12 protein-coding genes are annotated in these 14730 nt (G+C 67.2%); 8 read left to right on the top strand and 4 right to left on the bottom strand.

Annotated features, from left to right (window positions below; translation table 11 throughout):
• Positions 1-85: 85 nt before the first annotated feature.
• The 3 genes from ybgF to ftsH all read left to right on the top strand — a co-directional run bounded on the left by ybgF (position 86) and on the right by ftsH (position 4429).
• The gene (ybgF, locus tag ACQR2C_RS25060; RefSeq protein WP_434882343.1) at positions 86-1141 is read left to right on the top strand and encodes a tol-pal system protein YbgF; all 1056 of its coding nucleotides are present in this window, start codon (positions 86-88) and stop codon (positions 1139-1141) included.
• A gap of 62 nt (positions 1142-1203) precedes the next feature.
• Positions 1204-2277 (top strand): tRNA lysidine(34) synthetase TilS, encoded by a 1074-nt coding sequence (gene tilS / locus ACQR2C_RS25055; protein WP_434882342.1) that lies wholly within the window; start codon positions 1204-1206, stop codon positions 2275-2277.
• A 235-nt stretch (positions 2278-2512) separates the two neighbouring features.
• Positions 2513-4429, top strand: coding sequence for an ATP-dependent zinc metalloprotease FtsH (gene ftsH, locus ACQR2C_RS25050; RefSeq protein ID WP_315802592.1), 1917 nt, complete (start codon positions 2513-2515; stop codon positions 4427-4429).
• Positions 4430-4635: 206 nt separating this feature from the next.
• On the opposite strand, the gene ACQR2C_RS25045 is transcribed toward ftsH, so the two are convergent.
• Positions 4636-5841: an alpha/beta hydrolase family protein gene (locus tag ACQR2C_RS25045; protein WP_434882341.1), complete on the bottom strand. Its 1206-nt coding sequence runs from the start codon at positions 5839-5841 to the stop codon at positions 4636-4638.
• A 184-nt stretch (positions 5842-6025) separates the two neighbouring features.
• Between ACQR2C_RS25045 and ACQR2C_RS25040 the strand changes: the two genes are divergently transcribed.
• The 3 genes from ACQR2C_RS25040 to ACQR2C_RS25030 all read left to right on the top strand — a co-directional run bounded on the left by ACQR2C_RS25040 (position 6026) and on the right by ACQR2C_RS25030 (position 9786).
• Positions 6026-7252, top strand: coding sequence for a glycosyltransferase family 87 protein (locus tag ACQR2C_RS25040; RefSeq protein WP_434882340.1), 1227 nt, complete (start codon positions 6026-6028; stop codon positions 7250-7252).
• A 157-nt stretch (positions 7253-7409) separates the two neighbouring features.
• Positions 7410-8084: a TetR/AcrR family transcriptional regulator gene (locus tag ACQR2C_RS25035; RefSeq protein ID WP_315802595.1), complete on the top strand. Its 675-nt coding sequence runs from the start codon at positions 7410-7412 to the stop codon at positions 8082-8084.
• A 97-nt stretch (positions 8085-8181) separates the two neighbouring features.
• Positions 8182-9786, top strand: coding sequence for a glycosyltransferase family 87 protein (locus ACQR2C_RS25030; RefSeq protein ID WP_434882339.1), 1605 nt, complete (start codon positions 8182-8184; stop codon positions 9784-9786).
• Positions 9787-9794: 8 nt separating this feature from the next.
• On the opposite strand, the gene pyk is transcribed toward ACQR2C_RS25030, so the two are convergent.
• Together pyk and ACQR2C_RS25020 are read right to left on the bottom strand one after the other, a co-directional pair.
• Positions 9795-11231, bottom strand: a complete 1437-nt coding sequence (pyk, locus tag ACQR2C_RS25025; protein WP_434882338.1) for a pyruvate kinase — start codon at positions 11229-11231, stop codon at positions 9795-9797.
• Positions 11228-11824, bottom strand: coding sequence for a DUF1036 domain-containing protein (locus tag ACQR2C_RS25020; RefSeq protein ID WP_315802598.1), 597 nt, complete (start codon positions 11822-11824; stop codon positions 11228-11230). The genes pyk and ACQR2C_RS25020 overlap by 4 nt, the downstream gene beginning before the upstream one ends.
• Positions 11825-12024: 200 nt before the next feature.
• Here ACQR2C_RS25020 and ACQR2C_RS25015 point away from each other — a divergent pair, with 200 nt between their 5' ends.
• The gene (locus ACQR2C_RS25015) at positions 12025-12321 is read left to right on the top strand and encodes a DUF1244 domain-containing protein (RefSeq protein ID WP_316179843.1); all 297 of its coding nucleotides are present in this window, start codon (positions 12025-12027) and stop codon (positions 12319-12321) included.
• A gap of 252 nt (positions 12322-12573) precedes the next feature.
• Positions 12574-12849: a DUF2312 domain-containing protein gene (locus ACQR2C_RS25010; protein WP_008961835.1), complete on the top strand. Its 276-nt coding sequence runs from the start codon at positions 12574-12576 to the stop codon at positions 12847-12849.
• 166 nt (positions 12850-13015) lie between these two features.
• Here ACQR2C_RS25010 and ACQR2C_RS25005 read toward each other — a convergent pair whose 3' ends face one another.
• Complete coding sequence (locus ACQR2C_RS25005; protein ID WP_316236986.1) at positions 13016-14656, bottom strand: DUF882 domain-containing protein; 1641 nt, start codon at positions 14654-14656, stop codon at positions 13016-13018.
• Positions 14657-14730 lie beyond the last annotated feature (74 nt).

The following is a 14730-nucleotide window of genomic DNA, read 5'->3' as shown; positions in this document are numbered from 1 at the left end:
TCTATCGCATTTCTGCTTTACAGCCTCGCTCACAGGCCTGTTTTCAATGTCTCGCCGATCCGGTCGTCAGGGCAGCATGTCATTCATGTTTCTTCCACGGAGCGCCGCCGCGATCCTCGCCGCGCTCGTCATTTTCTCGTGCCAGGCAGTTTCGTCGCGGGCGCTCGCCCAGACCGATGACGATGATCCCGAGATCCGGATTCAGCGGCTCGAAAATCAGCTCCGGCAACTGACCGGTCAGAACGAGGAGCTGCAATATCGCAATCGCCAGCTCGAGGAGCGGCTGCGGCAGTTGCAGAGCGCTGCACCCGGCGGTGCGCCCGCGGCGCAGACCAACGCGGCTGCTCCCGCGCCGGCCAATCCCGCTTACGGCCAGCCTCCTCAGGCGGCCAACGGCCAGCAGCCCTATGGCCAGCAGCCGTACGGCCAGCCGCAACAGGCCTATCCGCAGCAGCAGCCGGTCTACGCGCAGCCGCCCGCCGTCGGTGCGCCGGTGCAAATCGTCCAGGAGCCCGCGGCCCCCGGTCGGGGCCGCCGCGGCGATGCGTTCGACCCGAGCCAGAATCCGACCGCTCCAGGCGCCCCGCAGGCGCTCGGCGGCGGCCAGTTGCCGATCCAGCCGGGTGGCGGCCAGCCCGCTGGCCGTCCCGTCGGCGATCCCGCGGCTCTCGCCAACACCGCGGGCGGGCGCTATCCCCAGGGCCCGCCGCCGGCCGCCGCGCCGGGGGCGGGCGGACTGGAGACCGCGCCGCCGCGGCAGACGCCGCGCGACGAATACGACCTCGGCATCGGCTACATGCAGCGCCGCGACTACGCGCTGGCCGAGCAGACGATGCGCAACTTTACCCAGAAATATCCGAACGATCCGATGGTCGGCGACGCGCAATACTGGCTCGGCGAGAGCTTCTACCAGCGTCAGCAATATCGCGATGCGGCCGAGGTCTTCCTCGCCGTGACGACGAAATACGAGAAGTCGGGCAAGGCGGCGGATGCGCTGCTCCGGCTCGGCCAGTCGCTGGCCGCGCTGAAGGAGAAGGAGGCGGCCTGCGCCGCGTTCGGCGAAGTGACGCGCAAATATCCGCGCGCCTCGGCGGGCGTGAAGGCGACCGTCGATCGCGAGCAGAAGCGGGTGAAGTGCTGAGCGCCTGCGGGCGAGGGGAGGCCTCTCGCCTATAACCGGCTGGGCGGATAGGCTGCGGCGCCATGTCGAAGGCCCGTTCCGAAGCCGATCTTGCGATCTCCGCCGCCGAAGCCGAGCGCCTGTTCGCGCCGCTTTCGGCCGCGCCCGCACTGGTGCTCGCCGTATCGGGCGGTCCCGATTCGATGGCTCTGATGTGGCTCGCGGCGCGGTGGCGTGCGGGGCTCGCACAGGGACCGCACCTTGTGGCCGTGACGGTCGACCATGCGCTGCGGCGCGACTCCGCCCGTGAAGCCCGCGTGGTGAAGGAGATCGCGCGCCGGCTCGCAATTCCGCACCGGACCTTGCGCTGGACCGACGCGAAGCCGGACACCGGGATTCCCGAAGCGGCGCGGCTGGCAAGATACCGCCTGCTGGCGCGCGCGGCGCGGCAGGCGCGTGCCGGACACGTCGTCACCGCCCACACCCGTGACGACCAGGCTGAGACGGTGCTGATGCGGCTGTTGCGCGGCAGCGGCATTGCGGGGCTCGCGGCGATGGCACCGCTCAGCGAGCGTGAAGGGGTGTTGCTGGCGCGGCCCCTGCTGAACGTTGCCAAAGTCCGGCTGGTAGCGACGCTGCGCTCGGCCGGAATCCCGTTCGCAGATGACCCGACCAATCAAGATCCCGCCTTCACCCGGCCGCGGCTGCGCGCCCTGATGCCGGCCCTGGCCGCGGAGGGCGGCGATGCCCGGACGCTGGCGACGCTGGCCGACCGGCTCGGACGGGCCAACGCCGCGATCGAATTGATGGTGGATGGCGCCGAACGCTATCTCGCACTGCGCGCGGCCGGAAGCAGGCCGGTCGGCGGGGTTCACGGCGAGACCTTCGAGGCGCGCGCCTTTGTCGCACTTCCAGCCGAAATCAGGCTGAGGCTGCTGATCCGCGCGATCAATCGCATTGGAACCGAAGGTCCCGTGGAACTCGGCAAGGCAGAGTCGCTGCTGGCGAGGCTGGACCGGACTCTTGCGGGGATCGCAGATGGTGGTACGTCTGCTCCGGGCAGGCTAAAACAGACCCTGGCTGGTGCACTGGTAAGCATGACGAGAGAGACGATCCGCATCACGCCCGCGCCGCCGCGGCGGTCGCGCGGGATTTGAAGCGGTTCACCGCCTTCGCGGACGCTTAACCACCTGCCTTGGCGACGCTTTCCCGCGCCATTTTTTGAGCGGGAATCGGGCTAGGATGCGATAAATAGTCCTTTCTAGTTCCCTTGGCATTGCCGTGAGTGGTACCTAGATTACGAGACGGTCGACCGGGGGATTCCCTCGTGGCTACCCAGGGATGAGTCCGAGGACTAACGGCCGCGATCCGCGCGACCACGAAGGAAAATCGATGAACGCCAATCTGCGCAATTTCGCCCTTTGGGTCATTATTGTCCTGTTGCTGTTGGCGCTGTTCACACTCTTCCAGAACCCGGGGCAACGCGCGTCGTCGACCGACATCAACTTCTCGCAGTTGTTGACCGAGGTCGATCAGGGCAATGTGCGCGACGTCGTGATCCAGGGGCCGGAGATTCACGGCACCTTCAAGAACGGCTCGTCGTTCCAGACCTACGCGCCGAGCGATCCGAACCTCGTGAAGCGGCTGTACGACGCCAAGGTCAACATCCAGGCCAAGCCGCCCGGCGACAACGTGCCGTGGTTCGTGTCGCTGCTGGTCTCCTGGCTGCCCTTCATCGCGCTGATCGGCGTCTGGATCTTCCTCTCCAGGCAGATGCAGGGCGGCGCCGGCAAGGCGATGGGCTTCGGCAAGTCGCGCGCGAAGATGCTGACCGAGGCGCATGGCCGGGTGACGTTCGAGGACGTCGCCGGCGTCGACGAGGCCAAGCAGGACCTGCAGGAGATCGTCGAATTCCTGCGCGATCCCGGCAAATTCCAGCGGCTCGGCGGCCGCATCCCGCGCGGCGTGCTGCTGGTCGGCCCTCCGGGCACCGGCAAGACGCTGATCGCGCGCGCCGTGGCCGGCGAAGCCAACGTGCCGTTCTTCACCATTTCGGGTTCTGACTTCGTCGAGATGTTCGTCGGCGTCGGCGCCAGCCGCGTCCGCGACATGTTCGAGCAGGCGAAGAAGAACGCGCCCTGCATCATCTTCATCGACGAGATCGACGCCGTCGGCCGCCATCGTGGCGCCGGCCTCGGCGGCGGCAATGACGAGCGCGAGCAGACCCTCAACCAGCTGCTGGTCGAGATGGACGGCTTCGAGGCCAATGAGGGCGTGATCCTGATCGCCGCCACCAACCGTCCCGACGTGCTCGATCCGGCGCTGATGCGTCCCGGCCGCTTCGACCGCCAGGTCGTGGTCTCGAACCCCGACATCATCGGCCGCGAGCAGATCCTGAAGGTTCATGTCCGCAAGGTGCCGCTGGCGCCGGACGTCAACCTCAAGACCATCGCCCGCGGCACGCCCGGCTTCTCCGGCGCCGACCTGATGAACCTCGTCAACGAGGCCGCCCTGACCGCCGCCCGCCGCAACAAGCGGATGGTCACGCAGTCCGAGTTCGAGGAAGCCAAGGACAAGGTGCTGATGGGCGCCGAGCGCCGCTCGATGGTCATGACCGAGGAAGAGAAGATGCTGACCGCCTATCACGAGGCGGGCCATGCGATCGTCGGCCTCAACGTCCCGAGCCACGACCCGATCCACAAGGCGACCATCATTCCGCGCGGCCGTGCGCTCGGCATGGTGCAGTCGCTGCCCGAGGCCGACCGTCACTCGCATACCCGCGAATGGTGCGTCTCCAAGCTCGCGATGATGTTCGGTGGCCGCGAGGCCGAGGTGCAGAAGTTCGGGCCGGAGAAGGTGACCAACGGCGCCACCGGCGACATCCAGCAGGCCACCAACCTCGCGCGAGCGATGGTGATGGAATGGGGCATGTCCGACAAGCTCGGCCGCGTCCGCTACCAGAGCAATGAGCAGGAGGTGTTCCTGGGCCATTCTGTGGCGCGCTCGACCAACATCTCCGACGATACCGCCCGCCTGATCGACTCGGAAATTCGCGGCCTGATCGAGGCCGGCGAGCAGGAGGCGCGCCGCATCATCACCGAGAAGCGCGACGATTGGGAAGCGATCGCCCAGGCCCTGCTGGAATACGAGACGCTGACCGGCGAGGAGATTCTCGACCTGCTCAAGGGCAAGAAGCCGAACCGTGAATCGGCGATCGAGCCGTCGACGCCGCGCGCGTCGGCCGTGCCGCCGGCCGGCAAGCCGCGGCCGCGACCCGATCCCGGCCTGGAGCCGCAGCCCCAGGCGTGAGCTGATAGCCGCGACAGGCTTCCGGCGGTCAGCCTGTCTGATCCGGAAGACTAAGAGAAACGAAGGCCCGGCTCGCAGCCGGGCCTTTTGTTTGTTTGGAGATCTGTGCCGGCGGTGGTCCGAACCGCGGGTGATGAGCGTGTTAGCTCTTGCCAAGTCGGTGGTTGACGGAGTGCCGCGGACCGCATCCAGCGGCGCCGCGCGCCTTACGGCTTGTCGAACCAGGCCTTCCACTGCGGGACGGCGGTCGCGAACGTGCCGCGATGGCTGGTCGGTCCCGTCGACACCGCCTCGACCTTGCTGTTGCCGGCCCCGATCGCCTGCTGGTAGGTCATCGCCAGCCGACCCAGACCGGTCGAGATCGCCTCGTCGGTCTCGCCGTAATAGTTGCGCACCGGCGTCTTGATGATCCAGCGATAGGCCTGCGTCTGCGCGACCAGGCGGCCGTAGGCCGACGCCGCGAAATACTCCGCATCGAAATAGTCGGGCTTGAGCAGCTTGTGCAGATCGGTCGGGACGTCGGCGACGTTGAAGGGCTCGCGCTCATAGGCCTTGCGCGCGACATCGTAGTAGCTGTCGCTGATCACCGAGCGCGCCAGCCCCGGCACCGCATAGTAGTTCTCGAACGCGAACGCCGACAGGATGAACAGCGAATTGACCCAAGCGGCGTCGTTCTTGCGCGGGAAGCTGAGGAAGCCGTTGAGCGCCACGGACACGTCGACAGGAGCGCTCGCGGTCGCCGCCGCCGTCACCGGCACGCCGGCGCTTTCGAGCTTCTCGAGAAAGGCCATGGTCACGAAGCCGCCTTGCGACCAGCCGGCGATGTCGAGCCTGGCGCTCGTCAACTTCATCTGTTCGAGCACGGCGCGGCTTGCCCGCAGCATGTCGTAAGTGGCCTGCTGATGGCTGGCCTTCACCATGTAGCCTTCTGGCTCGGTCGAGATGCCCATTCCGAAATAGTCGGCGCCGATCAGCAGATAACCTTGTCCTGCGAACTGCGCGATCATCAGCTGGGTCTCGGGCGACTGCTCCGGAAACGACGGCACCTCCTGCTTCCCGTACACCGTCCCGTGCTGATAGGACACCATCGGCAGGCTGGTCTCGCCGGTCTCGGGCACCGCGAGCAGGCCGCTCGCCGTGATCGGCTTGTTGCCGCGCTCGGGGATGACGGACGCATAGGTGACGCGATAGAGCCTGACGGCGTTGCGGGCCGGGGTGTAGGTCACCGAAACGCCCGCGAATTTCGGCGTGTCGACGGCGAGGATGGTGTTCAGCCGGGCGACGTCCCAGCGGGCCAGATATTCATAGCTGACGTCGGAGGAGACGCGGACGGGAGCCTTGTCCTGGGCACGGCTTGCGGTCGGCCAGATGGCGCAGACGAGCACCGCGATGAGAGCGCGATAAACGAACATGGAATCTCCCCGGCCTGCCGCCGTCGGTTGCGTTCGGACCCCTGCGATACAGATCGCGAGTAAACAATCGGTGCGGCGCCGGCAGCCGCGCGCCGTCGCCCGCGCCCACGCTTAAGCCTTCTTCAAGCGTCCCCGCCTATGTCTCGATGAGGAGGCGCCCATGCAGGCGCGGGGCGAGGTCCAGATGGCTGACAATCCTGATGCTGCCGCGATCCCATCGCAGCGCCGTGACGTTCCGCTCGGCTTGTTCGCAGTCTGCTTTGCGCTCGCCTGCATCAACGCCTCGTTCTTCCCGGCCGGACTGTGGTCGGGCACCTGGATCTGGGACCAGGCGGGTCTCGGGATTCCCACCGACTTCGTCAATGTCTGGGCGGCCGGCAAGCTCGCGCTGCAGGGACATCCGGCGCTGGCCTGGGACTGGGACGTGCAGCGCCAGGTCGAGCTCGATCTGCTGCGGCAGGATTTCCCGGGCTACTTCGCCTGGCACTATCCGCCGCCATTCCTGTTCGTCGCCGCGTTCCTGGCGCAGTTTCCCTACACGCTCGCCTTCGTCGGCTGGGTCTATGCCAGCTTCGTTCCCTATGCGCTCGCGATGCGCGCGATCGTCGGCCGCGGTTTCGGCCTGCTGCTCGCCGCCGGCTTTCCGGCCCTGTTCTCGAACGCGCTGGTCGGGCAGAACGGATGCCTCACCGCCGCGCTCGTCGGCGGCACACTCTATCTGCTGCCGGTGCGGCCGGTGTTGGCGGGAATCTGTCTCGGGCTGCTGACCTACAAGCCGCAATATGGCCTGCTCTTCCCGATCGTGCTGATCGCCACCCAGCGCTGGGCCGCGTTCATGTCGGCGAGCGTCACCGCCGTTGTGCTGGCGCTGCTGTCATTGCTCGCCTTCGGACTGGAGAGCTGGCAGGCCTTCTTCCATTGGCTGCCGATGTTCTCGCAGGCGTTCCTGACCGAGGGCAAGGCGACCTGGTGGAAGCTGCAGAGCCTGTTTTCGCTGGTCCGCTATTTCGGCGGCTCGGAAGCGCTCGGCTGGACCTTCCAATGGGTCCTGACCGCAACCGTCGCAGTCGTGCTGGTGACGCTGTGGCGCAGCCCGGTACGTTACGCGCTGAAGGCGGCGGCGCTTGCCGTCGGGCTGCTGCTGACGACGCCGTATCTGTTCATGTACGACATGATGGTTCAGGCCGTCGCCGTGGCCTGGCTGGTGCGGATCGGCCTCGCCGAGGGCTTTCGCCGCTACGAGCTGCCCGCGCTCGGCGGCATCGCGGCGCTTCAGATCACGTTCATGCTGTCCGGGATTCCGCTCGGGCTCGCCGCCAACCTGATCATGGCCGGCCTGGTGCTGGCGCGCGCCGGCTCGTGGTGGCGTCGGCAGCCGGCGCCCGCCGACATGGCGCTCGCGAGCGCCTGACTCGCTGATCGGGGCCGGGTAGGGTCATGATTTCCCTTGTCTTCCTTCGTGAACAGGTGTTCAGTTCTTACTACCTTTTGTGAGGTCGATCCTCCAAAAACACTGAACCAGCGTTCGCCGGGTGCCCTGGACGAGCGCGTCCGGGACGAGAAACGCCATGGTCTATCGGCGAACCCATCAGGTCGTGAAGCGGCTGGCGGCCCGCCGCAGCGCGATTTTGGCTGCCGCCCGTGAGACCGCCGCCGAAGGCGGCATGTCGGCCGTCCAGATCGCTCCGGTGGCGGTCCGGGCCAATGTCGCAGCCGGCACCGTCTATCGCTACTTTCCCTCGAAGGCCGATCTGATCTCGGAGCTGATCGCGGAAGTCTCGCGTGACGAGCTCGCCGCCGTCCGGCGCGCCGCCGACGCCGCGCCCGGTCCATCCTCGGCCCTGGCTGCCGCGGTATCCACGGTCGCAGTGCACGTCCTGTCGCAGCGCAAGCTCGCCTGGGGCATCCTGGCCGAGCCCGTCGACGTCGACGTGACGGCGTCACGGATCGCGAGCCGCCGCGAGATCGTCGGCGAGATCGCCTCGCGGATCGACGCGGCCGTCCGTGCCGGCCACCTTCCGGCGCAGGACACCCAGTTGGCCGCGACCGCGCTGCTCGGCGCGCTGCATGAGGCGCTGGTGGGGCCGCTGGCGACGGAGAATCCCGACGACCCCGCCAAACTGCGCGACACCGTTCAGGCGGTCACCCTGCTGGCGCTGCGCGCGGTCGGCGTCATGGATGCGCGTGCGCGCGGTCTCGTCGTGCAGGCCGTGCTGCCGGTCAGGAGCCTGGTCGGCGCGTAGTCCGCGCTTAAGCAAGGATTCACCCGGCGCGGCGATGGTGAGGCTGGCGTGCCGCGAGAGCACCGCCTTGCCCCCACTCCAGGTGCCTCCTCGGACGATGTCGATTGCACGCAACCCTCTGGCGACGCGCCTCGTCATCGCCGGATCGGCCGCCGCCGGCGCCGTCTATGCGTATCTGGCCGGCGAGGACATCAACTGGGACTGGCAGAACTATCACGACTATGCCGGCTTCGCGCTGCTGCATGGCCGCTTCGATGTCGATGTGGCGCCCGGCGGCTTTCAGAGCTTCCTCAATCCGCTGATCTATGTGTTGCCCTATGCCGTCCGCCACGGGCTCGATGCGCCGTGGTGGGGCGTCGCGCTGGGCGCGCTGCACGGCCTCAATCTCGCGCTGGTCTACTGGGTCGCGCGCGTGTTGCTCGGGCGCCTGGCGGACGCGTTCACGCTCAGCGCGGCGATCCTCATCGCGGCCCTCAGTCCGATGGCGCTGTCCGAGGTCGGTACCAGCTTCGCCGACATTCTCACGACCCTTCCGATCCTTGCCGGCATCGCGCTGATCTTCGGGGAGCACGATGAGCGCGGCCGCCGTTTCGTCGCCGCTGGCCTGCTGATCGGCGCGGCCACGGGATTGAAGCTCACCAATGCGACGTTTCTGGTCGGAGCCGGCGTGTCACTGCTGTTGGTGGCGCGGCCGTGGCGCGCGATCGCCGCGTTCGGAGCGGGCAGTGCGGCCGGCGTGATCGTGACTGCGGGGCCGTGGGCGCTGAAGATGACGCGCGACTACGGCAGCCCGCTGTTTCCGTTCTACAACACGATCTTCCGGTCGCCCGAAGCGCCGCTCGCCTCGATCGTCGATACGCGCTTCATGCCGCATGGCCTGCTCGATGCGCTCGCCTATCCGTTCTACTGGGTGATCGGCAAGCATCCCTCGTCGGAATGGCCGTTTCGCGATCCGCGCTTCGCCGTCGTCATCGTGCTGCTCGTCGCGCTGATCGTCACCGGCCTGTGGCAGCGGCGCGAGGTGCCGCTGCGCGAGCGGCGGCTCCTGATCTTCTTCTGGCTCAGCTACGTCCTGTGGATGCTGGCCTTCTCGATCCAGCGCTATCTGATGCCGCTCGAGCTGTTGTCGGCGCCGCTGATCGTCCTGCTGCTCATCCGCCTGATTGAGTCCTGGCAGGCGGGCTCTGGCTTGGACGTGTCACCGCCGCGGCGGATGACGCAGGCCGTCGCGGTGATGGCCGCGCTCGGCATCGCGCTGGCATCGCAGCCGACCGACTGGATGCGGCGGCCGTGGTCGGATCCCTACCGGCCGCAGCTCGCGGCCAGCTTGCAACGTCCGGCGACGTTCCTGCTGCTGCAGAAGCCGCTCGGCTACGTCACGTCGTTCCTGCCCCAGGGCTCGCGCGTCTATCAGTTGTCGGAGCTCGTCGTGCCGATCGTGGCCGGCGGCGTGCTCAATCGCCGCGTTCGCAACGGCCTGGCCGATCCGTTGCCGGGCGGCGTCTGGGCGCTGTATTTCTCCAACAGCCCGGAGGACAACCCGCCGCGGCTCGCGGCGCTCGCGGACTACAACCTTGAGATCGATGCGTCGCGCGGCTGCGAGCGCATCCCCGGCGCCGCCGGCATTGCGATCGAGGCTTGTCCGGTGATCGCGCGGGCCAAGGCGCCGTCCACCGCCGGACTGGGGTCGACGACGCGTTAGCGTTCGTCTCAGATATGGGCGTCGCTCGACGGCCCGACATAGGCGATCCGCACCATGTTCGTGGTGCCGGGTGTGCCGAGCGGCACGCCGGCGACGATGATGACGCGCTGCCCGGCGCGGACGAAGCCGTCGCGGAAGGCGATCGAGCCGGCGCGCTCGACCATGTCGTCCTGGTCGCGCGCGTCCTCGGCCACCACGCAGTGCACGCCCCACACGACCGACAAGCGGCGCCCGGTCGCCAGGTTGGGCGTGATCGCGACCACCGGCGGCTTCGGCCGCTCGCGCGCGACGCGGATGGCGGTGGAACCTGACGAGGTCCAGCAGATGATGGTGGGCAGATCGAGATTCTCCGCAATCTGCCGCGCGGCTTCGGCGATGGCGTCGCCCGCGGTCGATTCGGGCTCGGGGCGCTGGGCCGCGATCACGGAGCGGTAGACCACGTCGCGCTCGACCTCCTCGCCGATGCGGTTCATGGTCGACACTGCCTCGACCGGATATTTGCCGGCGGCCGACTCGGCCGACAACATGATGGCGTCGGCGCCTTCATAGACCGCGGTGGCGACGTCGGAGACCTCGGCGCGGGTCGGCACCGGCGACTGGATCATCGATTCCAGCATCTGCGTCGCCACCACCACCGGCTTGCCGGCGCGGCGCGCCAGCCGCGTCATCTGCTTCTGCAGTCCGGGCACACGCTCCAGCGGCAGCTCGACGCCGAGATCGCCGCGCGCCACCATCAAGGCATCGGAGACGTCGACAATGTCGTTGAGCCGGTCGATCGCCTGCGGCTTCTCGATCTTGGACATCACCGCCGCGCGGCCGCGGATGATCTTCTTGGCTTCCAGCACGTCGTCGGCGCGCTGCACGAAGGACAGCGCGATCCAGTCGATGCCGATGTTCAAGGCGGCATCGAGGTCGGCGCGGTCCTTCGGCGTCATCGCCGAGACCGGCAGGTCGGTGTCCGGCAGGCTCACGCCCTTGCGGTCGGACATCCTGCCGCCGATCACGACCCGGGTGACGGCGCGGGTCGGCGAGGTCTCCTCGGCGATCAGCCGCACCTTGCCGTCATCCAGCAGCAGCGCATGCCCGGGCTGCAGGGCGGCCAGGATTTCCGGATGCGGCAGGTGGACCCGCGTCACATCGCCCGGCGTCTTGTCCGAATCGAGCACGAAGCTCTGGCCATTGTTGAGCTGAACCGGGCCCTCGGCGAAGGTGCCGAGCCTGAGCTTCGGGCCCTGGAGATCGACCAGAATGCCGATCGGGCGGCCGTAGCTCGCCTCGACGCTGCGGATCGTGGCCACCAGCTCCCGCAGCTTGTCGTGCGGGGTGTGGCTCATGTTGATCCGGAAAATGTCCGCCCCGGCCTCGAACAGCTTGCGAATCATCGCGCTGTCCGAGGAGGCGGGACCGAGCGTGGCGAGGATCTTGATGCGTCGCAGCCGCCTCATGGCTTGGGTGCTTGTCCTGGCGGCAGGGCCGGCGCGGCCGCCGGCGGCGTGCCCTGCGGCCCATTCGGCAGACCGGGGACGTTGCCTCCGGGTCCAAGCGTGCCGGGAATTCCAGGCACGCGCTGCTGCGCCGGCTGCTCGTTGGCCTCGGTGAGCTGTACCGTCCAGGCGCGCTGGTCGCCGGTGTCGACTTCGAAGAAGCCGGTGCGGTCGAAGCCGCGGGCCAGGCAATTGTCGGTGCCCTTGATCGTGAATTCCTTGTCACGCGAGCACATGAAGGCCTGTCCCGACCATTCGCCGCCGCGGTCATAGTCCAGCGCATAGATGTAATAATAGCGCGCCACCAGCGTGCCCTTGAGCAGCGTCTCGCAGCTGCGTGACGACACGTTCCACCAGCCTTCGGTGGTCCAGCCTTCGGAGTCCTTGTAGCCGAGGGCGATCCCGACCCGGCTTGAGGTGTTGTTGCAGAGCCGAAAATCGGCGGCCGCAGGGGAGGACCACAGACAGAGCGCGGCCAGCCCAAGCAGCGAAAGCAGTCCGTAACCGGGGCGGAAGGGATTGCGATGCAGGAGAGAGGAGATTTTCGGGATCATTGCGCGACGCTATATCAACCGTTGAACGATGTCGCTGGGCTTGGCTGCAGCTGTCAACGCCATGACGATCTCGTGCGAAGCCGCTGCGATCGAGCGCCTCGCTCCTCCTGACGGTGCTGCGATATGGCCAAATCCGCGACGAAGCCTCATTATATAGCAGACATCCGTCACGGCGCGGAACAGGGAACAAAGAGATGACGATGGACAGCACCACCCGGACCGAGCTCGAAGCCGCCGCCTTTCGCCGGCTCGTCGAGCATCTGCGGACGAGAACCGACGTTCAGAACATCGATCTGATGAATCTGGCAGGCTTCTGCCGCAACTGTCTCTCCAACTGGCTGAAGGACGCCGCCGACGCCCAGGGAGCGCCAATGACCAGGGACGAGAGCCGCGAGGCGGTCTATGGCATGCCCTACGAGGAATGGAAGGCGAAACACCAGCGTGAGGCCAGCGCCGAGCAGCGCGAAGCCTTCAAGAAGTCGCATCCGGGCCACTGATCAGACGCGCAGGAGCCGCGCTGTCCGGCGCGGCAATGTGCGAATCGGGTGCTGCGCGGGATGGCGACGAAACACAAGTGGCGCGAGCTGCTTGCGCAGGCTTGACGCTGCGCAGGCCAACAAGGTGTGGGCGCTCTGTGGATGAGGTCGATGCCGCCTTGACGCAGGGCACGCCAGATTTGAGGGTCGCGGCGAACACGTAGCGCCCTTTGGCGCCTTCCTTGGACACAGAGTTCCACTCAGGAGTATCAGATGGCCACCTCCGCCGCCGCGAAGGACGACGACTCGCCCGCGACCCGCTTTGCCGTAGACCAGCTCAAGTCGATCATCGAGCGGATCGAGCGTCTCGAGGAGGAGAAGAAGGCGATCTCCGAAGACATCAAGGACGTCTACGCCGAGAGCAAGGGCAATGGCTTCGACGTCAAGGCGCTGCGCACGATCATCCGGCTGCGCAAGCAGGACCCGAACGAGCGCCAGGAAGAGGAAAGCATCCTCGAGACCTATATGCAGGCGCTCGGAATGATCTGAGCAGCAGGCCTCGCTCACCTGCAGGAGATCTCCGCTGCCCTTGACGGGGCATTCGCTTTCTCCCGATCCGGCTCGGCTTGCCGGCGGCATGCGCATGTTGCGGCGATCGACGCCGCACTCCAAACCCGTCGATGCTGAGGAGAACGACTAGCAGGCCGCCGCGGCGTCAGCGCAAGGCTGCCGCGCGCATGGCGAAGGATTTGGTTTCGAGCTTGATGATCGCCGGCCCCGTGAACTGGTCGTAGCTCAGTCCCGGCGTCGGCTCGGCGGCGAAGCTCATCGCCAGCGCGACCTGCGGCTTGACGAAATAGCTGCGCATCACGGTGAGGTCCACGTCGCCCATTTTCGTCACGGACATCGAGGATGAAGCGCTCGGCGTCAGCATGATGGCCCGCATCCAGGTCGAATCGGGACCCTTGGCCGCCGAGATCCGCGTCGCCATCGTGATGGCGCCGTCCTGACCTTGCCCATTCTTCGCGGCCTCCGGCACCGGCGCGACGCTGCGGGTCGCCGGGCGGGCATTTCGCACCGGGATGACGGTCGTGGAGGCGGCATTGGCGCGATCGAGCGGAGAGGAGGCCGGGGGCGCGAAGGCCATGGCCTGCATCAGGCTCGCGGTCTGCTGCTGATCGATCGACGACAGCGCACGGCGCGCCGTGATCGCGGCAACCTGCTCGGGGGTGGCCTGCTTCGGCGTGCCGGGATTGTCACCCCAGAAGCCGCGCGAATTGATGATGTCGGCGACGCTCTGCGGCGCGCCGTCCCTGGATCTGCTGCCGACGGCGCCCGTCGTTTCGGACTTCGTCTCCGGCTTGGTCGCCACGGGCTGAGCTGCAGATTGCGCATCCGCGGAGGCCAACTGCAGGGCGTTGACGATCTTGCCACGCGCGGTGGCGGCTTTGCTGTCCACCGATCGCTCGGCGGTCCGGCTGTCCTTGTCGGAGTTCTTGTCAGCCGGCTTGGCGGCGAGTGCCGCGGTTTGAACCGGCTTGGCGTCGGCCTTACTCTCGCTCTCGCCCGACTCCTCGTCATCCTCGCTCGGACGACCGCGGAACAGCCGCGCAAACAGGTTGGGGCTGGACGACGCGTCATCGCCATTGCCGCGTTTCTCGATCTCGGCCTTAGCCAGCTCATAGCCCTTGAGCGGAACGCCGTTGCTCGGCACGTGAACGGTCTTGCCGTCCGGGAACACGCGGGCGAGCTGCTCGGCGGTCATGCGCGGCCAGTGGCGGATGTTGCCGGTGTCGAGATGGACGAAGGGCGAGCCGGAGGTCGGGTAGAAGCCGACGCCGCCGCGCTGCAGGCGCAGGCCGGCGAAGCGAATCTGCTCCAGCGGCACGCCAGGGATGTAGAAGTCCATCGCATGGCCCAGCATGTGCTGGCTGTGGCGGGCCACCCCGGAATGCGCCGAGCGCCGGCGCAGCATCGAATTGGTGGCGGGCGACCGGTACGACGAGATGATCTGGATCGGCTGCTTGGCGTCGACGTCGCGATAGACTTCCCAGAGGATGTCGAACAGGCGGCGGTCCATGACCGTCTCGTCCTGGGTGCGCCAGTCGCGCAGGAAATGGTTGAGCTTCTTCAGCGCGTCTTCGTCATAGCGGCCTTCGCGCTTGAAGGTGACCGTGAGATCTTCGCCGGAATGGGTATGGTGGAAGGAGAGCGTCTTGGTCTCGTTCAGTGCAGCGGCGTCGTGCACCGAGCCGGCGCCCAGCACCAGGAGCAGTGCCGCCAGTCCGTATTGGCATCCAGCCTTCCAGCCCGCTCTCGTGAGCGAAACAGATTGGCGCGCGAAAACAGACAGCAAGATGCAGCCCACCCCGTCGACGAGCGTTTACTCGAATACCCTCTTGCGGCCCGTCCGGCGGAAGAGAGAGGAAA

The organism is Bradyrhizobium sp. HKCCYLRH3061, assembly GCF_051168015.1.
Taxonomy (GTDB): Bacteria; Pseudomonadota; Alphaproteobacteria; order Rhizobiales; family Xanthobacteraceae; genus Bradyrhizobium.
Note: the sequence above shows the minus strand (reverse complement) of the source record. Positions and strands in the feature narration are given on the sequence as shown.